The 19,287-nt window shown below is 34.7% G+C and carries 11 protein-coding genes; 6 read left to right on the forward strand and 5 right to left on the reverse strand.

Annotated elements, in window-relative coordinates:
• Positions 1-18: 18 nt before the first annotated feature.
• From Q4Q40_RS21965 to rpe, 3 genes are all read left to right on the forward strand, one after another.
• The gene (locus Q4Q40_RS21965; protein WP_042497104.1) at positions 19-882 is read left to right on the forward strand and encodes a sigma-70 family RNA polymerase sigma factor; all 864 of its coding nucleotides are present in this window, start codon (positions 19-21) and stop codon (positions 880-882) included.
• 200 nt (positions 883-1,082) lie between these two features.
• A complete protein-coding gene (locus tag Q4Q40_RS21970) occupies positions 1,083-1,502 on the forward strand; it encodes a BLUF domain-containing protein (RefSeq protein ID WP_303304208.1) in 420 nt (139 codons plus the stop codon).
• Between the two features lie 187 nt (positions 1,503-1,689).
• Positions 1,690-2,352 carry a ribulose-phosphate 3-epimerase gene (gene rpe / locus Q4Q40_RS21975; protein WP_303304209.1) on the forward strand — a complete coding sequence of 221 codons (663 nt, stop codon included), beginning with the start codon at positions 1,690-1,692 and terminating at the stop codon, positions 2,350-2,352.
• Here the strand turns inward: rpe and Q4Q40_RS21980 are convergent.
• Positions 2,349-2,765, reverse strand: a complete 417-nt coding sequence (locus Q4Q40_RS21980; RefSeq protein WP_303304210.1) for a CBS domain-containing protein — start codon at positions 2,763-2,765, stop codon at positions 2,349-2,351. The two genes, rpe and Q4Q40_RS21980, sit on opposite strands and share 4 nt — an antisense overlap.
• 163 nt (positions 2,766-2,928) lie before the next feature.
• Between Q4Q40_RS21980 and Q4Q40_RS21985 the strand changes: the two genes are divergently transcribed.
• Both Q4Q40_RS21985 and Q4Q40_RS21990 read left to right on the forward strand, forming a co-directional pair.
• Complete coding sequence (locus Q4Q40_RS21985) at positions 2,929-3,489, forward strand: TetR/AcrR family transcriptional regulator (RefSeq protein ID WP_303304211.1); 561 nt, start codon at positions 2,929-2,931, stop codon at positions 3,487-3,489.
• Between the two features lie 197 nt (positions 3,490-3,686).
• Complete coding sequence (locus Q4Q40_RS21990) at positions 3,687-4,286, forward strand: pyridoxamine 5'-phosphate oxidase family protein (protein ID WP_303304212.1); 600 nt, start codon at positions 3,687-3,689, stop codon at positions 4,284-4,286.
• Positions 4,287-4,463: 177 nt separating this feature from the next.
• Here Q4Q40_RS21990 and Q4Q40_RS21995 read toward each other — a convergent pair whose 3' ends face one another.
• From Q4Q40_RS21995 to Q4Q40_RS22005, 3 genes are all read right to left on the reverse strand, one after another.
• On the reverse strand, positions 4,464-5,315 hold the full coding sequence (locus tag Q4Q40_RS21995) for a zinc-dependent peptidase (protein ID WP_303304213.1): 852 nt from the start codon (positions 5,313-5,315) through the stop codon (positions 4,464-4,466).
• Between the two features lie 506 nt (positions 5,316-5,821).
• The gene (locus tag Q4Q40_RS22000) at positions 5,822-9,874 is read right to left on the reverse strand and encodes an Ig-like domain-containing protein (protein ID WP_303304214.1); all 4,053 of its coding nucleotides are present in this window, start codon (positions 9,872-9,874) and stop codon (positions 5,822-5,824) included.
• 437 nt (positions 9,875-10,311) lie between these two features.
• Positions 10,312-15,771 (reverse strand): Ig-like domain-containing protein, encoded by a 5,460-nt coding sequence (locus Q4Q40_RS22005; RefSeq protein ID WP_303304215.1) that lies wholly within the window; start codon positions 15,769-15,771, stop codon positions 10,312-10,314.
• A 745-nt stretch (positions 15,772-16,516) separates the two neighbouring features.
• Here Q4Q40_RS22005 and pafA point away from each other — a divergent pair.
• Positions 16,517-18,154 carry an alkaline phosphatase PafA gene (gene pafA / locus Q4Q40_RS22010; protein WP_303304216.1) on the forward strand — a complete coding sequence of 546 codons (1,638 nt, stop codon included), beginning with the start codon at positions 16,517-16,519 and terminating at the stop codon, positions 18,152-18,154.
• 72 nt (positions 18,155-18,226) lie between these two features.
• Here the strand turns inward: pafA and Q4Q40_RS22015 are convergent, their stop codons facing one another.
• Positions 18,227-19,234 carry a phosphotransferase enzyme family protein gene (locus Q4Q40_RS22015; protein WP_303304217.1) on the reverse strand — a complete coding sequence of 336 codons (1,008 nt, stop codon included), beginning with the start codon at positions 19,232-19,234 and terminating at the stop codon, positions 18,227-18,229.
• Positions 19,235-19,287: the final 53 nt, after the last annotated feature.

The following is a 19,287-nucleotide window of genomic DNA, read 5'->3' on the forward strand; positions in this document are numbered from 1 at the left end:
AAATCACAGAAAATATAGATGAGACAACTTAAAATTACGAAGCAGGTTACCAATAGGGAAACCGCTTCGTTGGATAAATATCTACAGGAAATAGGAAAGGTTGACTTAATTACTGCAGACGAAGAAGTAGAATTAGCACAACGTATTAAAGCTGGCGATCAGGTAGCTTTAGAGAAGTTAACAAAAGCTAATTTACGTTTCGTAGTATCGGTAGCTAAGCAATACCAGAACCAAGGTTTAACATTACCAGATTTAATTAATGAAGGTAATTTAGGTTTAATTAAAGCGGCACAACGTTTCGATGAAACACGTGGTTTTAAATTTATATCATATGCCGTTTGGTGGATTCGTCAGTCGATTTTACAAGCTTTAGCTGAACAATCTCGTATTGTACGTTTACCATTAAACAAAATTGGTTCTATTAATAAAATTAATAAAACGTTTGCTTTTCTTGAGCAAAGTCATGAACGTCCGCCAAGTGCAGAAGAAATTGCTAAGGAATTAGACATGACAATTAACGATGTTAAAGAGTCTATGAAAAACTCTGGTCGTCACGTAAGTATGGATGCGCCTCTAGTAGAAGGTGAAGATTCTAACTTATACGATGTACTAAATAGTGGTGAATCTCCAAACCCAGATAGAGAGTTATTACATGAATCTTTACGTACTGAAATTGAACGTGCTTTAGAAACTTTAACACCACGTGAAGCCGATGTTATTCGTTTATACTTTGGTTTAGGAAACCAACATCCAATGACTTTAGAAGAAATTGGTGAAACATTTGACTTAACACGTGAGCGTGTAAGACAAATTAAAGAAAAAGCAATTAGAAGACTTAAGCATACTTCTAGAAGTAAAATATTAAAAACATATTTAGGTTAGTAATCTTTTTACGACTAAATTACCGTAACAAACAGTTACACATAACTGTTCGTTTTTTGATTGATGAAAGAACCCTCGGCTGATTACCGAGGGTTCATTTTTTTATCCCTAGCCCTATTCTACTTTTGAATATTAAATATTAATTTCCAATTACTCCTCCATTTTATTTTTTGTATTTTTAGTGAAAAGATTTTTTTTAAATGCTAAAGACAATATGTTACATCAGTGATTCTTGCCAGGAAGAATCGTTACATGCTTTAAAAAATTTATATTCAAAAGCAAAAAAAAATAACTCAAAGCATAACATAACAGGTGTATTAATATACTATAATAAAAATTTCTTACAAGTTCTTGAAGGTGATAAAATTAGCGTAGATGCCACTTTTAAAAGAATTAGCTTGGATACCAGACACAGGAATGTTTTTAAAGTTATAAATATCAACATTCCGCAACGTATTTTCGAAGATTATAATTTTGGGTTTACCATAGTTAATAATAGTAAAGAGCTAAATGAACTTTACGAATACCTTGAATGGTTGAGAAAGGCAGATAATACACTAGCTAATAAAGTTGTTAACATGGTTGAAAATTTTATTGCACAAAAAAAAGAGTCTGTTTAAGATTTTGTGATTAGAATTTTTATAGGCTATTTTTCCTGCCAGCAGGCAGGGATGCTAGTCATAGCCCAGTTACGGTTCAAAATTTTAACGAAATAATACGTAAAAAGAGGCATAAAAAAATAATTAACGAAATTTTAAACAGACTCTGAGTAAAACAGTTATTTTTGCTGAATAAATAAAACATTCAATGAGTTCTAAACTAATTGCGCCATCAATTCTGGCCGCAGATTTTGCAAATCTTCAACGTGATATAGAAATGGTTAATAAAAGTGATGCCGATTGGTTTCATATCGATATCATGGACGGTGTATTTGTACCTAATATCTCTTTTGGTATGCCTGTTTTACAAGCTATTGCCAAACACGCTAAAAAAACCATTGATGTGCACTTAATGATTGTTGATCCAGATAGATACATTAAAACTTTTGCCGAGTTAGGAAGTGATGTACTCACTGTACATTATGAAGCTTGCACACATTTACATAGAACGCTGCAAGCTATAAAGACCGAAGGTATGAAAGCTGGTGTTGCTCTAAATCCACACACTAATGTAAACCTGTTAGAAGATACAATAAATGATATTGACTTGGTTTGTATTATGAGTGTAAATCCAGGTTTTGGGGGGCAGAGTTTTATTGAAAATACTTATAATAAAGTATCTCAGCTAAAGGAATTAATTACTCGTAAAGGCGCTTCAACAATTATAGAAATTGATGGAGGGGTTACTAATAAAAATGCAAAAATGCTTGTTGATGCTGGTGCAGATGTATTAGTAGCTGGAAGTTATGTATTTAAAAGTAGTGATCAAATTGAAACTGTTAAAGACTTAAAAAAACAGGCCAATTCTTAATATTGTTTCAGCAAATAATTTATCAAATCTGTAGTTGTTACAATACCAACTAAAATGGAGCCGTCAACAACTGGTAATGCATGAAACCCTTTTTTAGATAAAATTTCTGCCACTTCTTTAATTGAGGTGTCACTTGAAACACTTATCAAGTTTTTTGTCATAACCTGTTCAATAGTAAACATATTATAAACAATTGTATCAACACTGTCATCATCATCTGTTGCATCTGCAAAACTAATTCTGAGTAAATCTGTATAACTTAACATACCGATTATAGACTCTTTACTAACAACAGGAATATGTCTAATATTATGCCTTTTAAAAAGTAACTCAGCTCTTTCTAAGCTTTCAGACTTATTCAAGGCTATAATATTCTTACTCATTATTTCGGAAACAGGGGATCTTTTTCTCATCTTACTAGATTTTAAATTCTTAACTAAAATTAAGTATGAAAATGAAAATAAAGTATGATAAAAATCATAACATAAAGATAAAGATAAAAAAGCACTATGTTAAAATTATGTTAATTTAATACAGACCTGTCTGTTTTATTCAGCTTTAGTATAAGTTTGTATCATGAAAAGGTTAGGAGTAAAAGAACGTATTATCGAAACAGCTTCAAATTTGTTTTATCATAACGGTTACAACCAAACTGGTATCAATCAAATTATTGCAGAAGCTGGAGTAGCTAAAGCAAGTATGTATCAACATTTCAGGTCTAAAGAAGATATTGCTGTAACATATTTAACAAATAGGCACATCATGTGGATGGGAAAACTATTAGATTTTGTTTCAACAGAAAATACTTCCAAAGAAAAAATAATACGCTGTTTTGATTATTTAATAAAATGGCTATCAGAAGCAAATTTTAGAGGTTGCGGATGGCAAAATATTATTACAGATTTACCTAAGGATCATGATAAAATTAGAAATCAAGCCATAAACCATAAAAACGAATTAAGAAATTATATTCATGCCTTATTAAAAGAAGAAGCAAAATATTCGATAGATCAAGCAGAGCAATTAGGTGATCAGATTTTAATACTTATTGAAGGAGCTATTATTTTATCTCAAATTCAAAAAAATGAATGGCCTATTGTAGCCGCTAAAAATGCATCCATTAGCTTATTGAAATAATAAAAGAACATCTAAATAAATTCTGAAACAGATTATACTGTCGAAAACGGTAAACCTCTAGAAGGCTTTCATACTATTGATGGATTAAAATGGCAGTATACACATAGTTGTACAAGACGTATCAAAAATTAGTCCAGATAACTGGAATATCGGTTTGCAACATCTTACAAGAGCAGAAAATAATAATATACAATACCATGAAAAACACTAGCGATATTGCATTTACCCCTGCTGTAAAAGAAATTCAAGAAAAATTTGGATCACGAAAAACTTACGAGCGCATGGAGCTTTCGGGAGGCTGGCAACATGAAGTCAATTCCAATTTATTCCACATATTAAAAAACATGGATTCTTTCTATTTCGCCACATCTAATAGTAACAACCAACCCTATATTCAGCATAGAGGTGGTCCTAAAGGCTTTTTAAAGGTGTTAGACAATAAAAGACTGGCTTTTGCAGATTTCTCTGGAAACAAACAATACATATCAATAGGAAACCTCAGCGAAAATAATAAAGCTTATATTTTCCTAATGGATTATGCGAACCAAACTAGAATTAAAATTTGGGGTACAGTTGAAGTCGTTGAAAATGATAATGAATTAATAAATTCTCTATCAGATGAAAATTATAATGCCAAATCTGAAAGAGCCATCGTTTTTACAGTTGAGGCTTGGGATGTTAATTGCAGGCAACACATCCAACGTCGTTTTACAATAGAACAAATTGAAGAAGTGACGAAGCCATTATATGAAAAGATAAAAGAATTAAAGCAGATTATAGAGACGAATAAGATATAGTATTATGGAAAGGAAGTCTTTAGACGCGTTTTAGCAAACTAAAAGTCCGCTTCGTAACATACCAAAATGTAAAGTAACAAATAGCGTAAAACTGAATTCCTCTGAATTCCTAAAATTCGTGTCAAAATTTTTAGAAATTGAAAGCAACAAGTACTAAAAGCACATCGAAATTAAAAATCAATACCCTAACACATTAAAATTAAGCATTTGCTTAATTTTACCATAAACTTCTGGAAATTGCACCCTGAATTCTTTTGGCGTTTCTATAAAGTTTTCGATGGTTACTGCTAAAAACTCAAATTGATTTGTAAAGGCATATTTTCTAAAATAATCAGACATTTTTAATTCATCACGCAATGATTCGTTTTCAGAGAATAAAGCAGATAACTCTTTAAAAGAGTCACTAAAAATGATCGAACTCACATCTCGTTCCTTCATACTATTAATATGAATCGCATGTGTAAATTCATGTATGCCTAAATTTAAATTATCGCTTTCATTATCAAACCCTTGTACAAAATCTTCCCAAGATAATATCAATGCTTTTAATTTAGGATTGAATTCCCCTTTATGGTATGCCTTATTTATATTAGAATAAAAATTACTTGGGTATATCACAATTTTAGAAATGATTCCTATATAAAAATCTCGAAAACCAAAAGTTAACATAACTGCTGTTGCTGCTATTCTAACTTTTATTTCATCATTAATTACAACCCCATTTCTACCAATAAAATCTTTGTCTTTTATAAAAGATGCTACGCGATGTTCAAAATATTTTTGTTCTTTACTTGTGAGTTTTTTATAAAAAGAAAATTGATGTGTTAAAACAGATTTTTGGTTTTTGTTTAAACGCCTTAACCTCAAATAAAAATGGTTATATAATGGCTTTTTATATTTAAGCACATATCCCATTTCTATCATTTTCATAGCATAATTCAAGAGCAAGTATGCCAGTACAGCAAAAAGAATTCCCAAAATTATTTTACTACTTAAAGTATATTTTTCTACTACAAGAATTAGAATCATATCTTGCTTAACGCTTTTAATTAAATTATAATATACTTTAGCATTAAAATTCTTTTAGAATAATTAATTAAAAGCATAATTGAGAAACAAAATACGCTTATTAAAACTTAAAATCCTATTTTAAATTAGCTGACAAACTAAACTTTTGTAATAGAAGCCTGTAGCTTCGCTTTAACAGATATGAAATTGCAACTAATTTACAATATACAAGTCTGGTTAATATCTTAAGATTTTTCTGGTGAAGGTTTTGATTAAAAAAATTAGACATAAAGAGTAGTGAACTTTGTTAGAGTAAAGCGAAGAATCTTATTTAAGAGATTGATTCTTCATTGTATTCAGAATAGAATAATTCGTGTCAAAAATTTTTAGAAGCCGAAAACAAAATGTACTAAACTACTTAGTTTTAACTACAGTTAAGACTAGTAAACAAAAAAAAGCAGATGAAGTAAACCTCCACCTGCTTCAATGGTATATAGAAGTAGTTTAAACCACTTCATAATTAATTATTATTTTTTGATAACGCGTTTATTAATTGTTTTTTCCTTGCCTAAAAGCTTGAAAAGATATAAACCAGAACTCAAATTTGAGACATCAACAGATTCACCTTGAATAGCTTGTCTGATAATAAGATTACCTAACAGGTCGTATACTATTAATGTATGAAAATCTTTGGTTCCATTAATATTAACAGTATTTATTACTGGGTTTGGCCATAGCGATAGCGCTACTTCTTCTTCTAAAGTAAAAGCACTCGTCGTTTTAGTTGTACTACTTTTAGAGGTAGACGAATTGCTTAATGTTAGTTCATTAAAGTATGTTGTAGCAGCTCCACTGTCTTGCAGATATACGCCATTTTTCCAATAGCTAGGGAAAGTCCAAAATGAAACATCTTTATTGACTTCCTCTGAGCCATTGATTTCTATAATCATATCACCAGATTCTATACTAATATCACAATCGAAATAGCCACTAGGAGCCAAACCAAGGTCGATATGCTCTGTGTCAACTCCGCCCGAATTTGTTTTAATTGCTGCCCATAGGTGGTTTACAGGAGACTTTGTTGTGCTTTTATATATTCTAAGCAAAGGTTTATTTGGTCCATTACCAACATTGGCATCATCATGAATTTGCATAATGGTAAGCTGATCACAGGTCTGCTGAACAATTTTCACATTAGCATGCAATGTTTTATTGGTACTATTAATGTACCAGTTATCGAGAAATCTCAATTCTGTCCTAGCACTAGCACCTGTTTGATAAAAAGCCACTTTGTCACCATCTACCACATAAAAAGTATTTGATGAGTAGCCAGAGATGATATCAGAATCAGTCGCCTCAGTACCACTTCCTGGAGATTGTAATTTACATTCCGAAAGATAATCCCGAAATTTAGGAATATCGTAAGGGGCATCAAATGAGCCAGAAGAGCTCACTGTCACAACAGAAGAATCTGTAAATGAACCATCATTTGTAGTTCCCGTTATAGTTGCACTACCTGTTGATATTCCTGTAACAACACCACTTGAACTTACTGTTGCTACAGATGTATTGTTACTGCTATAACTTACGCCATGATTTGAAGCATTAGATGGCGCTACTGAAGAAGACAATTGTTGTGTTTCGCTAGTTGTCAATGAAACACTTGATGGCGTCATTGACACACCTGTAACGGGCACATAAGAACCTCCTTCTCCGAATACTCTCATTTCTAATAAACTCACCCACGTTCCTGTATAAGAATTTGCATCTGTTATGGTGATCTTCACATACCTAGCATCAATATCAGAGAAATAATCAATGATAGGGCTAGCTACTGTACCTGGAGTCGTATTCCCCGATCTGTTTACGACCTGAGTATAATTACCATTCGCAGTACTAGATACAGATACCGTATACTGATAATCTCTATCTGCGTAACATACCAGCTCTGTTCTTCCTAATGTATATACTGAGCCTAAGTCTATAGTTGCTGTTTGCGGAAAACCAGAAACAGACCAACGCGTTGAAGTAGACCCATCTACAAGGTTAGCAACGACATTCGTTCCATCTGGTGTACCTGTACCAGAGATTGATTTGTACAATGCTAAATTGGTATCTATAGATGTATCTGTTACAGTAACTGCCGTAGTATCTGTGAATCCACCGTCATCTGTAGTTCCAGTGATAGTTGCGTTACCTTCTCCTATTGCTGTAACAACACCACTTGAATTTACTGTTGCTACAGATGTGTTGTTACTACTATAGCTCACGCCTTGATTTGAAGCATTAGATGGAGCTACTGAAGAAGACAATTGTTGTGTATCGCCAATTGTCAATGAAGCACTAGATGGCGTCATTGACAAACCTGTAACGGCTACATTAGAACCTCCATCTCCTGCAAATACTCTCATTTCTAATAAACTCACCCATTCTCCAGTATAAGAATTTGCATCTGTTACGGTAATCCTCACATATCTGGCACCAATATTAGAAAAAGTATCAACGATAGGGGTAGCTACTGTACCTGGAGTTGTATTCCCCGATCTGTTTACGACCTGAGTATAACTACCATTCGCAGTATTAGATACAGATACGGTATACTGGTAAGCTCTATCTGCGTAACACACCAACTCTGTTCTTCCTAATGTATATACTGAACCTAAGTCTATAGTCGCTGATTGCGGAAAACCAGAAACAGACCAACGCGTAGAAGTAAACCCATCCACAAGGTTAGCAACAACATACGATCCGTCTGGTGTACCTGTACCAGAGATTGATTTGTTCAATGCCAAATTAGTACCTGTAGATACGCCCGTTACAGTAACAGCAACAGTATCTGTGAATCCGCCATCATCTGTAGTTCCCGTGATAGTTGCGTTACCTTCTGATATTGCTGTAACGACACCACTTGAATTTACTACTGCTACAGATGTGTTATTACTGCTATAACTTACATCTTGATTTGAAGCATTAGATGGGGTTACTGAAGCAGACAATTGTTGTGTTCCTCCAGTTGTTAATGAAGTACTTGATGGCGTAATTGACACACCTGTAACAGGTATAGTCTGAGAACCTCCATCGCCTTCAAATACTCTCATTTCTAATAAACTCACCCACGATCCAGTATAAGACCCCGCACCTGTTACGGTGACCTTTACATATCTGGCATCAATATCAGAAAAAGTATCAATGATAGGGCTAGCTACTGTACCTGGAGTCGTGTTCCCCGATCTGTTTACGACCTGAGTATAACTACCATTCGCAGCATTAGATACGGATACGGTATACTGATAATCTCTATCCGAATAACATACCATCTCAGTACTCCCTAATGTAAATACTGAGCCCAAGTCTATAGTCGCTGTTTGCGGAAACCCCTCAACAGACCAACGTGTTGAAGTAGACCCATCCACAAGATTCGCTACAACATTCGATCCATCTGGCGTACCCGTACCAGATATTGATTTGTTTAATGCTAAATTAGTACCTGTAGATGGAGCGATTACATTAACTGTAATAGTATCTGTGAATCCACCGTCATCTGTAGTTACAGTGATAGTTGCGCTACCTTCTGCTATTGCTGTAACGACACCATTTGAACTTACTGTTGCTACAGATGTATTGTTACTGCTGTAGCTTACGCCTTTATTTGAAGCGTTTGATGGACTTACTGATGCTGATAATGCCTGAGTACCTCCCAATGAAAGATTTGCTGTACTTGACGAAAATGATACGCCAGTAACATCTACTTGTTCTCCAGAGTCATCTCCATGCTGAACAGAGAAATCATAAACTAAAACTTCGCCATAATTATCAGGATCACCAGTATCGTTTCCTTCTTCATCAGGGTTACTTTGGGTATAGTTTCCTACTTTAAAATAAGTGTCATCATAATCTCGATCCATTACATAGTCATTACTGCCATCTTTCACCAAATATGAAGATCCATTGCCATTATTATATGCACTTAAAAGATTACCATCCTCAGAATAATAACAATAGTGTTTGCCATCAACTATCAAAAAAATAACTTCATGAATAGTACCTAAAGAATAGTTCGTCTTAATAGTCACGTCACTCCTTAATTCGCCTCCATTAAAGGCTAAGAACAGATGGGAATCTTCTAATCTCATTACCATGGCATCATCAATACCATCATCTTTATTACCGTGTATTTGAGTAGCAACCAACTCCGACTTGTTAATGGGCAAATGTGTAATTGCCTGTTTCACATAAAGCATGTGTCTACCCTCTGTAGTCCAATAAATATCAACACTACCATCGGGTTCTCTTTCTCTAAGCTCAGAACGAATATTATCAGAATTAGGTGTAGAACCATTATCATTTCTTATGGGAGCATAAAAAACGATTGCATTTCCAGCAGAATTCACATAAAAAAACTCGTTATTGGGTTCATTACATAGTGTTTTATCCTCAACTCCTGTGGGATAAGTAATCTTCCATTGATTACAATTATCCATAAGGTCTGAGGGCACTTGTGACAGTGCAGGGATAGAGAAACATGCCATCATGAGGCATAGCGCAATAAAGCGCAAGCGATTTTGTAAATAATTTTTCATTTTAGTTTAGTTTAAGTTTAAATAAATAACACATAAATTGGTATTCCAGATTGGTTAACCAATTTAAAGTAGCTGAAGTTAATCAAAATACGATAACCATACTTATCTCCAATGGATTTAAACTTATCTTAAAAGGATTATTCTAACAATAACATTTTACTTCTTCTAGGCTCATCACTTCAAACAAAAGTAAACAACTATTATATATGGTAAATAAAGGTGCATCGCACATTGATTAACTTACGTCGAACTCAGGTTATTATAGGGCATGTCCTCCAAAAAAGCATTTGTTTGAAGGATAAAATTCTGAAAATGTATAGTGCAACCAGTATAATAAGATTATAAATAATGCTACAAAAAAAGCAGGTGAAGTTACCTTCACCTGCTTCAATAATATATAGAAATGGTTTAAACCACTTCCACTTAATAATTAATTATTATTTTTTGATAACACGTTTATTAATTGTTTTTTCCTTGCCCAAAAGCCTGAAAATATACAGACCAGAATTCAAATTCGAGACATCAACAGATTCTCCATGAATAGCTCGACTGATAATAAGATTACCTAACAGGTCGTATACTATTAATGTATGGAAATCTTTGACTCCACTAATATTAACAGTGTCTATTACTGGGTTTGGCCATAGCGATACCTCTACTTCTTCTTCTAAAGTAAAAGCACTCATCGTTTTAGTTGTACTACTTTTAGAGGTAGACGAATTGCTTAATGTTAGTTCATTAAAGTATGTTATAGCTTCTCCACTGTCTTGCAGATACACGCCATTTTTCCAATAGCTAGGGAAAGTCCAAAATGAAACATCTTTATTGACCTCCTCTGAGCCATTGATTTCTATAATCATATTCCCAGATTCTATACTAATATCACAATCGAAATAGTCACTAGGCGCTAAACCAAGGTCGATATGCTCTGTAGCAATTCCGCCCGAATCTGTTTTAATTGCTGCCCATAGGTGGTTTACAGGAGACTTCGTTGTGCTTTTATACACTCTAAGCAAAGGTTTGTTTGGTCCATTGCCAGCATTGGCATCATCATGGATTTGCATAATGGTAAGCTGATCACAGGTCTGCTGAACGATTTTCACATTAGCATGAAATGTTTTATTTATATTATTAACATACCAGTTATCGAGAAATCTCAATTCTGTCCTAGCACTAGCTCCCGTTTGATAAAAAGCCACTTTGTCACCATCTACCACATAAAAAGTATTTGATGAGTAGCCAGAGATAATATTAGAAGCCGTTGCTTCAGTACCACTTCCAGGAGATTGCAATTTGCATTGCGCAAGATAATCCTGAAGTTTAGGAATATCGTAAGGGGCATCATAATCTCCACCTCCAGAAGAGTTCACTGTCACAACAGAAGAATCTGTAAATGAACCGTCATTTGTAGTTCCAGTGATAGTTGCACTACCTTCTCCTATTGCTGTAACGACACCACTTGAATTTACTACTGCTACAGATGTATTACTACTGCTATAACTTACACCTTGATTTGAAGCATTAGATGGCGCTACTAAAGAAGACAATTGTTGTGTTTCGCCAGTTGTCAATGAAACACTTGATGGCGTAATTGACACACCTGTAACGGGTACAGTTGGAGAACTTCCATTTCCTGCAAATACTCTCATTTCTAATAAACTCACCCATTCTCCAATATAAGAATTTGCACCTGTTACGGTAACCTTCACATACCTGGCATCAATATCAGAGAAATAATCAATGATAGGGTTAGCTACTGTACCTGGAGTCGTATTCCCCGATCTGTTTACGACCTGAGTATAAGTGCCATTCGCAGTACTAGATACAGATACCGTATACTGATAATCTCTATCTGCGTAACATACCAGCTCTGTTCTTCCCAATGTATATACTGAGCCTAAATCTATAGTCGCTGTTTGTGGAAACCCAGAAACAGACCAACGCGTTGAAGTAGCCCCATCCACAAGGTTAGCAACAACATTCGTTCCATCTACCGTACCTGTACCAGAGATTGATTTGTTCAGTGCTAAATTGGTATCTATAGATGTGTCTGTTACAGTAACTACAATAGTATCTGTGAATCCTCCGTCATCTGTAGTCCCCGTGATAGTTGCACTACCTTCCCCTATTGCTGTAACAACACCACTTGAATTTACTACTGCTACAGATGTATTACTACTGTTATAACTTACACCTTGATTTGAAGCATTAGATGGAGCTACTGAAGAGGATAATTGCTGTGTTTCACCAATTGTCAATGAAGCACTAGATGGCGTCATTGACACGCCTGTAACGGGTACAGTCTGAGAACCTCCTTCTCCTGCAAATACTCTCATTTCTAATAAACTTATCCATGTTCCAACATAAGAATTTGCACCTGTTACGGTAATCTTTACATACCTGGCATCAATATCAGAAAAAGTATCAATGATAGGACTAGCTATTGTACCTGGAGTCGTATTCTCCGATCTGTCTATTACCTGTGTATAAGGCCCATTCTCTGTACTAGATACAGATACAGTATATTGATAAGCTCTATCTGCGTAACATACCAACTCTGTTCTTCCTAATGTATATATTGAATCTAAGTCTATAGTCGCTGTTTGTGGAAACCCATCAATAGCCCAACGTGTTGAAGTAAAACCATCCACAAGGTTAGCAACGACATTCCCTACTTCTGCCGTACCCGTACCAGAGATTGATTTGTTCAATGCTAAATTAATATCTGGAGATGGAGATGGATCCGTTACAGTAACTACCATAGTATCTGTGAATCCACCGTCATCTGTAGTCCCCGTGATAATTGCACTACCTTCTCTTATTGCTGTAACACCACCACTTGAATTTACTGTTGCAACAGATGTATTGTTACTACTATAACTTACATCTTGATTTGAAGCATTAGATGGAACTACTGAAGAAGACAATTGTTGTGTTTCTCCAATTGCTAATGAAGCACTTGATGGCGTCATTGACAAACCTGTAACGGGTACAGTCTGAGAACCTCCTTCTCCTTCAAATACTCTCATTTCTAATAAACTTATCCATGATCCAGTATAAGTAGCTGCACCTGTTACAGTAATCTTTACATATCTGGCATCAATATCAGAAAAAATATCAATAATAGGACTAGCTATTGTACCTGGAGTTTTATTCCCCGATCTGTCTACTACCTGAGTATAAGTACCATTCTCTGTCCTAGATACAGATACGGTATATTGATAATCCCTATCAAAATAACATACCAGCTCTGTTCTTCCTAATGTATATATTGAATCTAAATCTATAGTTGCTGTTTGTGGAAACCCAGAAACGGCCCAACGTGTTGAAGTAAAACCATCCACAAGATTCGCTACGACATTCGTTCCATCAGCTATCCCCGTACCAGAGATTGATTTGTTCAATGCTAAATTAATATCTGGAGATGGAGACGGATCCGTTACAGTAACTACCATAGTATCTGTGAATCCGCCGTCATCTGTAGTTCCAGTGATAGTTGCACTACCTTCTCCTATTGCTGTAACAACACCACTTGAATTTACTACTGCTACAGATGTGTTGTTACTACTATAACTTACATCTTGATTTGAAGCATTAGATGGAGTTACTGAAGAAGACAATTGTTGTGTTCCTCCAGTTGTTAATGAAACACTTGATGGCGTCATTGACAAACCTGTAACAGGTATAGTCTGAGAACCTCCTTCTCCTTCAAATACTCTCATTTCTAATAAACTCACCCATGATTCAGTATAAGTAGCTGCACCTGTTACGGTAATCTTTACATATCTGGCATCAATATCAGAAAAAGTATCAATGATAGGACTAGCTACTGTACCTGGAGTTGTATTCCCCGATCTGTCAACTACCTGAGTATAAGTACCATTCTCTGTACTAGATACAGATACAGTATATTGATAATCTCTATCAAAATAACATACCAGCTCTGTTCTTCCTAATGTATATATTGAATCTAAATCTATAGTTGCTGTTTGTGGAAACCCAGAAACGGCCCAACGTGTTGAAGTAAAACCATCTACAAGATTCGCTACGACATTCGTTCCATCTGCTATACCTGTACCAGATATTGATTTGTTTAATGCTAAATTAATATCTGGAGATGGAGACGGATCCGTTACAGTAACTACCATAGTATCTGTGAATCCACCGTCATCTGTAGTTCCCGTGATAATTGCGTTACCTTCTCCTATTGCTGTAACGACACCACCTGAATTTACTACTGCTACAGATGTGTTGTTACTACTATAACTTACGCCTTGATTTGAAGCATTAGATGGAGTTACTGAAGAAGACAATTGTTGTGTTCCTCCAGTTGTTAATGAAGCATTTGATGGCGTCATTGACAAACCTGTAACGGGTACAGTCTGAGAACTTCCTTCTCCTGCAAATACTCTCATTTCTAATAAACTCACCCATGATTCAGTATAAGTAGCTGCACCTGTTACGGTAATCTTTACATATCTGGCATCAATATTAGAAAAAGTATCAATGATAGGACTAGCTACTGTACCTGGAGTTTTATTCCCCGATCTGTCTACTACCTGAGTATAAGTACCATTCTCTGTACTAGATACAGATACGGTATATTGATAATCCCTATCAAAATAACATACCAGCTCTGTTCTTCCTAATGTATATATTGAATCTAAATCTATAGTTGCTGTTTGCGGAAACCCAGAAACGGCCCAACGTGTTGAAGTAAAACCATCCACAAGATTCGCTACGACATTCGTTCCATCTGCTATACCCGTACCAGAGATTGATTTGTTCAATGCTAAATTAGTATCTGTAGATGGAGCGGTTACAGTAACTATAATAGTATCTGTGAATCCACCGTCATCTGTAGTTACAGTGATAGTTGCGCTACCTTCTGCTGTTGCTGTAACGACACCACTTGAACTTACTGTTGCTACAGATGTATTGTTACTACTATAACTTACGCCTTTATTTGAAGCGTTTGATGGACTTACCGATGCTGATAATGCCTGAGTACCTCCCAATGAAAGAGCTACTGTACTTGACGAAAATGATACGCCAGTAACATCTACTGGTTCTCCAACGTCATCTCCATGCTGAACAGAGAAATCATAAACTAAAACTTCGCCATAATTGTCAGGATCATCGGTATCGTCTCCTTCTTTTACAGGATTACTTTGGGTGTAGTTTCCTACTTTAAAATAAGTGTCATCATAATTTAGATCCATTACATAGTCATTACTACCATCTTTTACCAAATATGAAGACGCATTGCCACTATTATACGCACTTAAAAGATTACCATCCTCAGAATAATAACAATAGTGTTTGCCATCAACTATCAAAAAAATAACTTCATGAATAGTACCTAAAGAATAGTTCGTCTTAATAGTCACATTACTCCTTAATTCGCCTCCATTAAAAGCTAAGAACAGATGTGAATCTTCTAATCTCATTACCATAGAATCATCAATACCATCATCTTTATTACCGTGTATTTGAGTGGCTACCAATTTTGACACGTTAATAGGTAAATGTGTAATCGCCTGTTTCACGTAAAGCATGTGTTGACCCTCTGTAGTCCAATAAATGTCTGCACTACCATCGGATGTCCTTTCTCTAAGTTCAGAACGAATATTATCAGAATTAGGCGTAGAACCATTATCACTTTTTATGGGAACATTGAAAACGATTGCATCTCCTGTAGGATTCACATAAAAAAACTCGTTATTGGGTTCATTACATAATGTTTTATCCTCAACTCCTGTAGGATAAGTGATCTTCCATTGATTACAGTTATCCATGAGATCTGAGGGCACTTGTGCCATTGTAGGTATAGTGAAACATGTCACCATTACGCATAACGCAATAAAGCGCATGCGATTTTGTAAAAAAAATTTCATTTTTAATTTGATTTGGGGTTTGCTATTAAATAATTAATTGTAATTGGTATTCCATAATTGGTTTACCAATTAATAGTTCTGAAAAGTAGATAAAATAAATGGTTTTACACTTCAAGTTCAGAAATATTTACTTACAAAAATATTTAATAATTGTAATTTCCTTAAAGCAACCATTTTACAAGTTATTTATTTTAAATTATAAGCAATGGCTAATAAATACAACACTTTATACACATACCAAGCACTCTATCAAAATGGCTTCAAAAACAGATTCTGAATATAATTGATGGGTGCTACTTATGGTACTATGCCAAGGTAACTCTTTATCAATATCATAACCTAAAAAGTATAAACCTGAGTTCGATGAATCGTAGATAAAAATCAATAAATATGCTAAATTCGACTTATAATATTCTCTAAATAGCCAACCAAACAAAGTAAAAAAAGACAACAGGATTTATGCATTTTTGTTCACTTTCATCATAATAAGAATGGTAAAGTGTATATAAAAATTCTAAATCTAAAATGGATTTTAGAAATCTGTAAAAATTGTACTTGGGAATACGCTTGCTCATTTGAAGGTGAACAAATAATTTCTGTTGATATTCTTTTTTATCTTGCAAAGTAAATTGTACGAAATTTCAATCATTTTTAAAACACTTTTTGTATCTTGGGCAACAGCTACGATCTCTAAACGGCATTAAAACGCAGTTTAGACGTGCTTGCCTTTTCAATTCAGAAAAACATGAAACATATTTTATTTATCATCATTTTTGGAGTAGCATCCTTATTAAATGCTCAACAGAAAAAATCTCCCAAATTAGTTGTTGGGATTGTAGTAGATCAAATGAGCTACGAGTACTTGTACCGATTTTACGATAAATTTGGGGATGACGGTTTTAAATTGATGATGAACGAGGGCACAAACTGTCGTAATATGCATTACAATTACGTACCAACATTTACTGGTCCAGGGCATGCCTCTATATATACTGGATCAACACCAAGTAATCATGGTATTATTGCAAATGATTGGTACCATCGAAGCACAGGGGAAGTTCAAAATTGTGTCGCAGATTCCTCGGTTCACACTATAGGTTCTACTTCTGATAATGGCATTTTTTCTCCATTAAATTTGAAAGCTAACACAATTACAGATCAGTTAAAATTAACCTACCCAGCTTCGAAAGTGGTTTCGGTATCTATTAAGGAGCGAGGTGCTATACTACCTGGTGGTCACTTGAGTGATGGCTCCTATTGGTTTGATTATACAACTGGTGACTTTATAACAAGCTCTTTCTTCAAAGAGAAACTACCAGATTGGGTTACAAAATTCAATGCTACTCGATTCCCTGATGAAAGTCTAAAAAAAACATGGAAAACACTTTATCCAATTGAGGAATACACTGAAAGCGGTCCCGACGACTCACCATACGAACAACTATTAGGTGAGTCTACAAAACCTATTTTCCCTTATAATTTAGGCGAAATATCTCCTGAGGCTGATCCATATTCTGTGTTCACGTCTTCTCCATTTGCAAATACTCATTTAACCAATTTCGCTATGAAAGCGATTAAATCGGAAGAAATGGGCAAGGATAATCAAACGGATGTACTTTGTATAAGTTTTTCTTCTACAGATATTCTGGGACATGCATTCGGTCCTTATTCAGTTGAAATAGAAGACATGTACCTCCGATTGGATTTGGAAATCGCGCGATTAATAAAATATTTAAAGGACACCGTTGGAGACAATGAATTCACTATATTCTTAACGGCAGATCATGCCGTTGTTCCAGTTCCTCAGTACATGCTAGATAATAAACTTCCTGGTGGATACATGTTTATTCTCGATGATTATAATCAATTAAAGACAGATGTATCAGATAAATTTGGTGCCGAGTTGTTGCTCAAGTATAACAATAACAGCATTTATATAGATCATAACAAAATAGAAGAGTTAGAGATTGAGATAAAAGATGTTAGTGCTTTTGTTGCCTCAGAGGTTCAAAAATGGGATCATGTAAAACGTGCTTATACTGCGAATCAATTGTATACTGCCTCTAGTGATGATGAATGGATGGATATGGTTCGTAAAGGGTATTACGTCTCTCAAAGTGGAGATGTTTTGATTATCACGCAACCTGGATATCTTATTAAGACGGAAGATAATTCGGACGCTCGTAAAGGGACAGAGCATGGATCTGTTTTCAACTACGATACGCATGTACCTCTACTTTGGTATGGTAAAAATATCCCAGCGCAAGAGATTCACAGAAATTTAAACATCACTGATATTTCAGCTACCCTAACACAATTATTATACGTACAAAGCCCAAATGCGTTAACAGGAAAACCTATTTTAGAGATCTTGGATAAATAATTAAATTATTATACTTCCTGTGTCTCCAATCATTCACAGGAAGTATAAAAAGTAATTTTAGAGGTGTGGGTTCTAGTCCAACACCTTATATGTTTCAATCCATTTTTTTATAAATTTTATGGCATAGTCAAAATAGTTATCATTTAACCATTCTTGACCTTTGGTATCTGTTTTAATCGTTTGCAAGCCTAAGAACCAAATATGTCTGATAGCAACAAAAACAAATGCTGCTTTTATTTCATCTTTACTTATTGGTTTTAAACTCGAATACCCGTCAAGAAAAGATTCCCACAATTGCATTCGTTTACGATTGTCTTCTTCTTTCCAGTTATAGGGTGGCACACAACTCCATAAAAAAACAGAAAGATCATAGGCTCTCCAGCTATAGCCGAAACAGTCAAAATCGAATACAGAAATATTATCCTCCTCGTCAAAGAATACATTACCATGGTGAAAATCACCATGACAAATTCCATAGTCTAATTCAGACTGTGCTATTAATTCAAAAATCTTAGAACTTAGAGAATTAGCTGTTGTCCGTAGATAATTGAAATCGGCCTCTCGATTTTTAAAGAATGGTTTAATATTACTTAATGGTTGTTCAAGCAAGTGATTCATATCTAAATTAAACCTATTTAGCTTATCCAACTTATCCGAAGATTCATGTATTGATGACACCATCTTCCCATAATTTAAACTTTGTTTTTCATCCAATTTATCGACACACCTTCCTAATGCCGACTTAAATAGTACAGCATATCGAATGCCTTCTGGAGCATTTATTTCCATAATGAATTGGTTATTCTTATTTTCCACAGGAGAAGCCACATCAAGTCCATTCGCAGAAAGATGTTTGATTAATATTATTTCGGACTCAACATCATGTTTTGTCCGCCATTTACTATTGTAAATTCTCAAATAAAATAGCTTCTCTGATTCCTCAATTTTGTAAGTATCATTTAATCCCGGTCTATAGAATAAGCATTTACAGTTTTCCTCCAAATCGTATTCTGATAAAATATATTTCTTAATACCTTCGATGGAAAGTATAGATTTTTCAGTTGGAAATGTTTCCGTCATAATTTATATTTTTTTTAATCGTTGTTAATCAAATATGTGTCATTAAGGTTTAA

Origin of the sequence: Flavivirga jejuensis (genome assembly GCF_030540765.1) — a bacterium.
GTDB classification, from domain to species: Bacteria; Bacteroidota; Bacteroidia; order Flavobacteriales; family Flavobacteriaceae; genus Flavivirga; species Flavivirga jejuensis.

Excerpts from the sequence above, each read along its gene's own strand:
- Q4Q40_RS21965 (WP_042497104.1), top strand. The coding sequence starts at position 19 with ATGAGACAACTTAAAATTACGAAGCAGGTTACCAATAGGGAAACCGCT.
- Q4Q40_RS21970 (WP_303304208.1), top strand. The coding sequence starts at position 1,083 with ATGCTAAAGACAATATGTTACATCAGTGATTCTTGCCAGGAAGAATCG.
- rpe (WP_303304209.1), top strand. The coding sequence starts at position 1,690 with ATGAGTTCTAAACTAATTGCGCCATCAATTCTGGCCGCAGATTTTGCA.
- Q4Q40_RS21980 (WP_303304210.1), bottom strand. The coding sequence starts at position 2,765 with ATGAGAAAAAGATCCCCTGTTTCCGAAATAATGAGTAAGAATATTATA.
- Q4Q40_RS21985 (WP_303304211.1), top strand. The coding sequence starts at position 2,929 with ATGAAAAGGTTAGGAGTAAAAGAACGTATTATCGAAACAGCTTCAAAT.
- Q4Q40_RS21990 (WP_303304212.1), top strand. The coding sequence starts at position 3,687 with ATGAAAAACACTAGCGATATTGCATTTACCCCTGCTGTAAAAGAAATT.
- Q4Q40_RS21995 (WP_303304213.1), bottom strand. The coding sequence starts at position 5,315 with ATGATTCTAATTCTTGTAGTAGAAAAATATACTTTAAGTAGTAAAATA.
- Q4Q40_RS22000 (WP_303304214.1), bottom strand. The coding sequence starts at position 9,874 with ATGAAAAATTATTTACAAAATCGCTTGCGCTTTATTGCGCTATGCCTC.
- Q4Q40_RS22005 (WP_303304215.1), bottom strand. The coding sequence starts at position 15,771 with ATGAAATTTTTTTTACAAAATCGCATGCGCTTTATTGCGTTATGCGTA.
- pafA (WP_303304216.1), top strand. The coding sequence starts at position 16,517 with ATGAAACATATTTTATTTATCATCATTTTTGGAGTAGCATCCTTATTA.
- Q4Q40_RS22015 (WP_303304217.1), bottom strand. The coding sequence starts at position 19,234 with ATGACGGAAACATTTCCAACTGAAAAATCTATACTTTCCATCGAAGGT.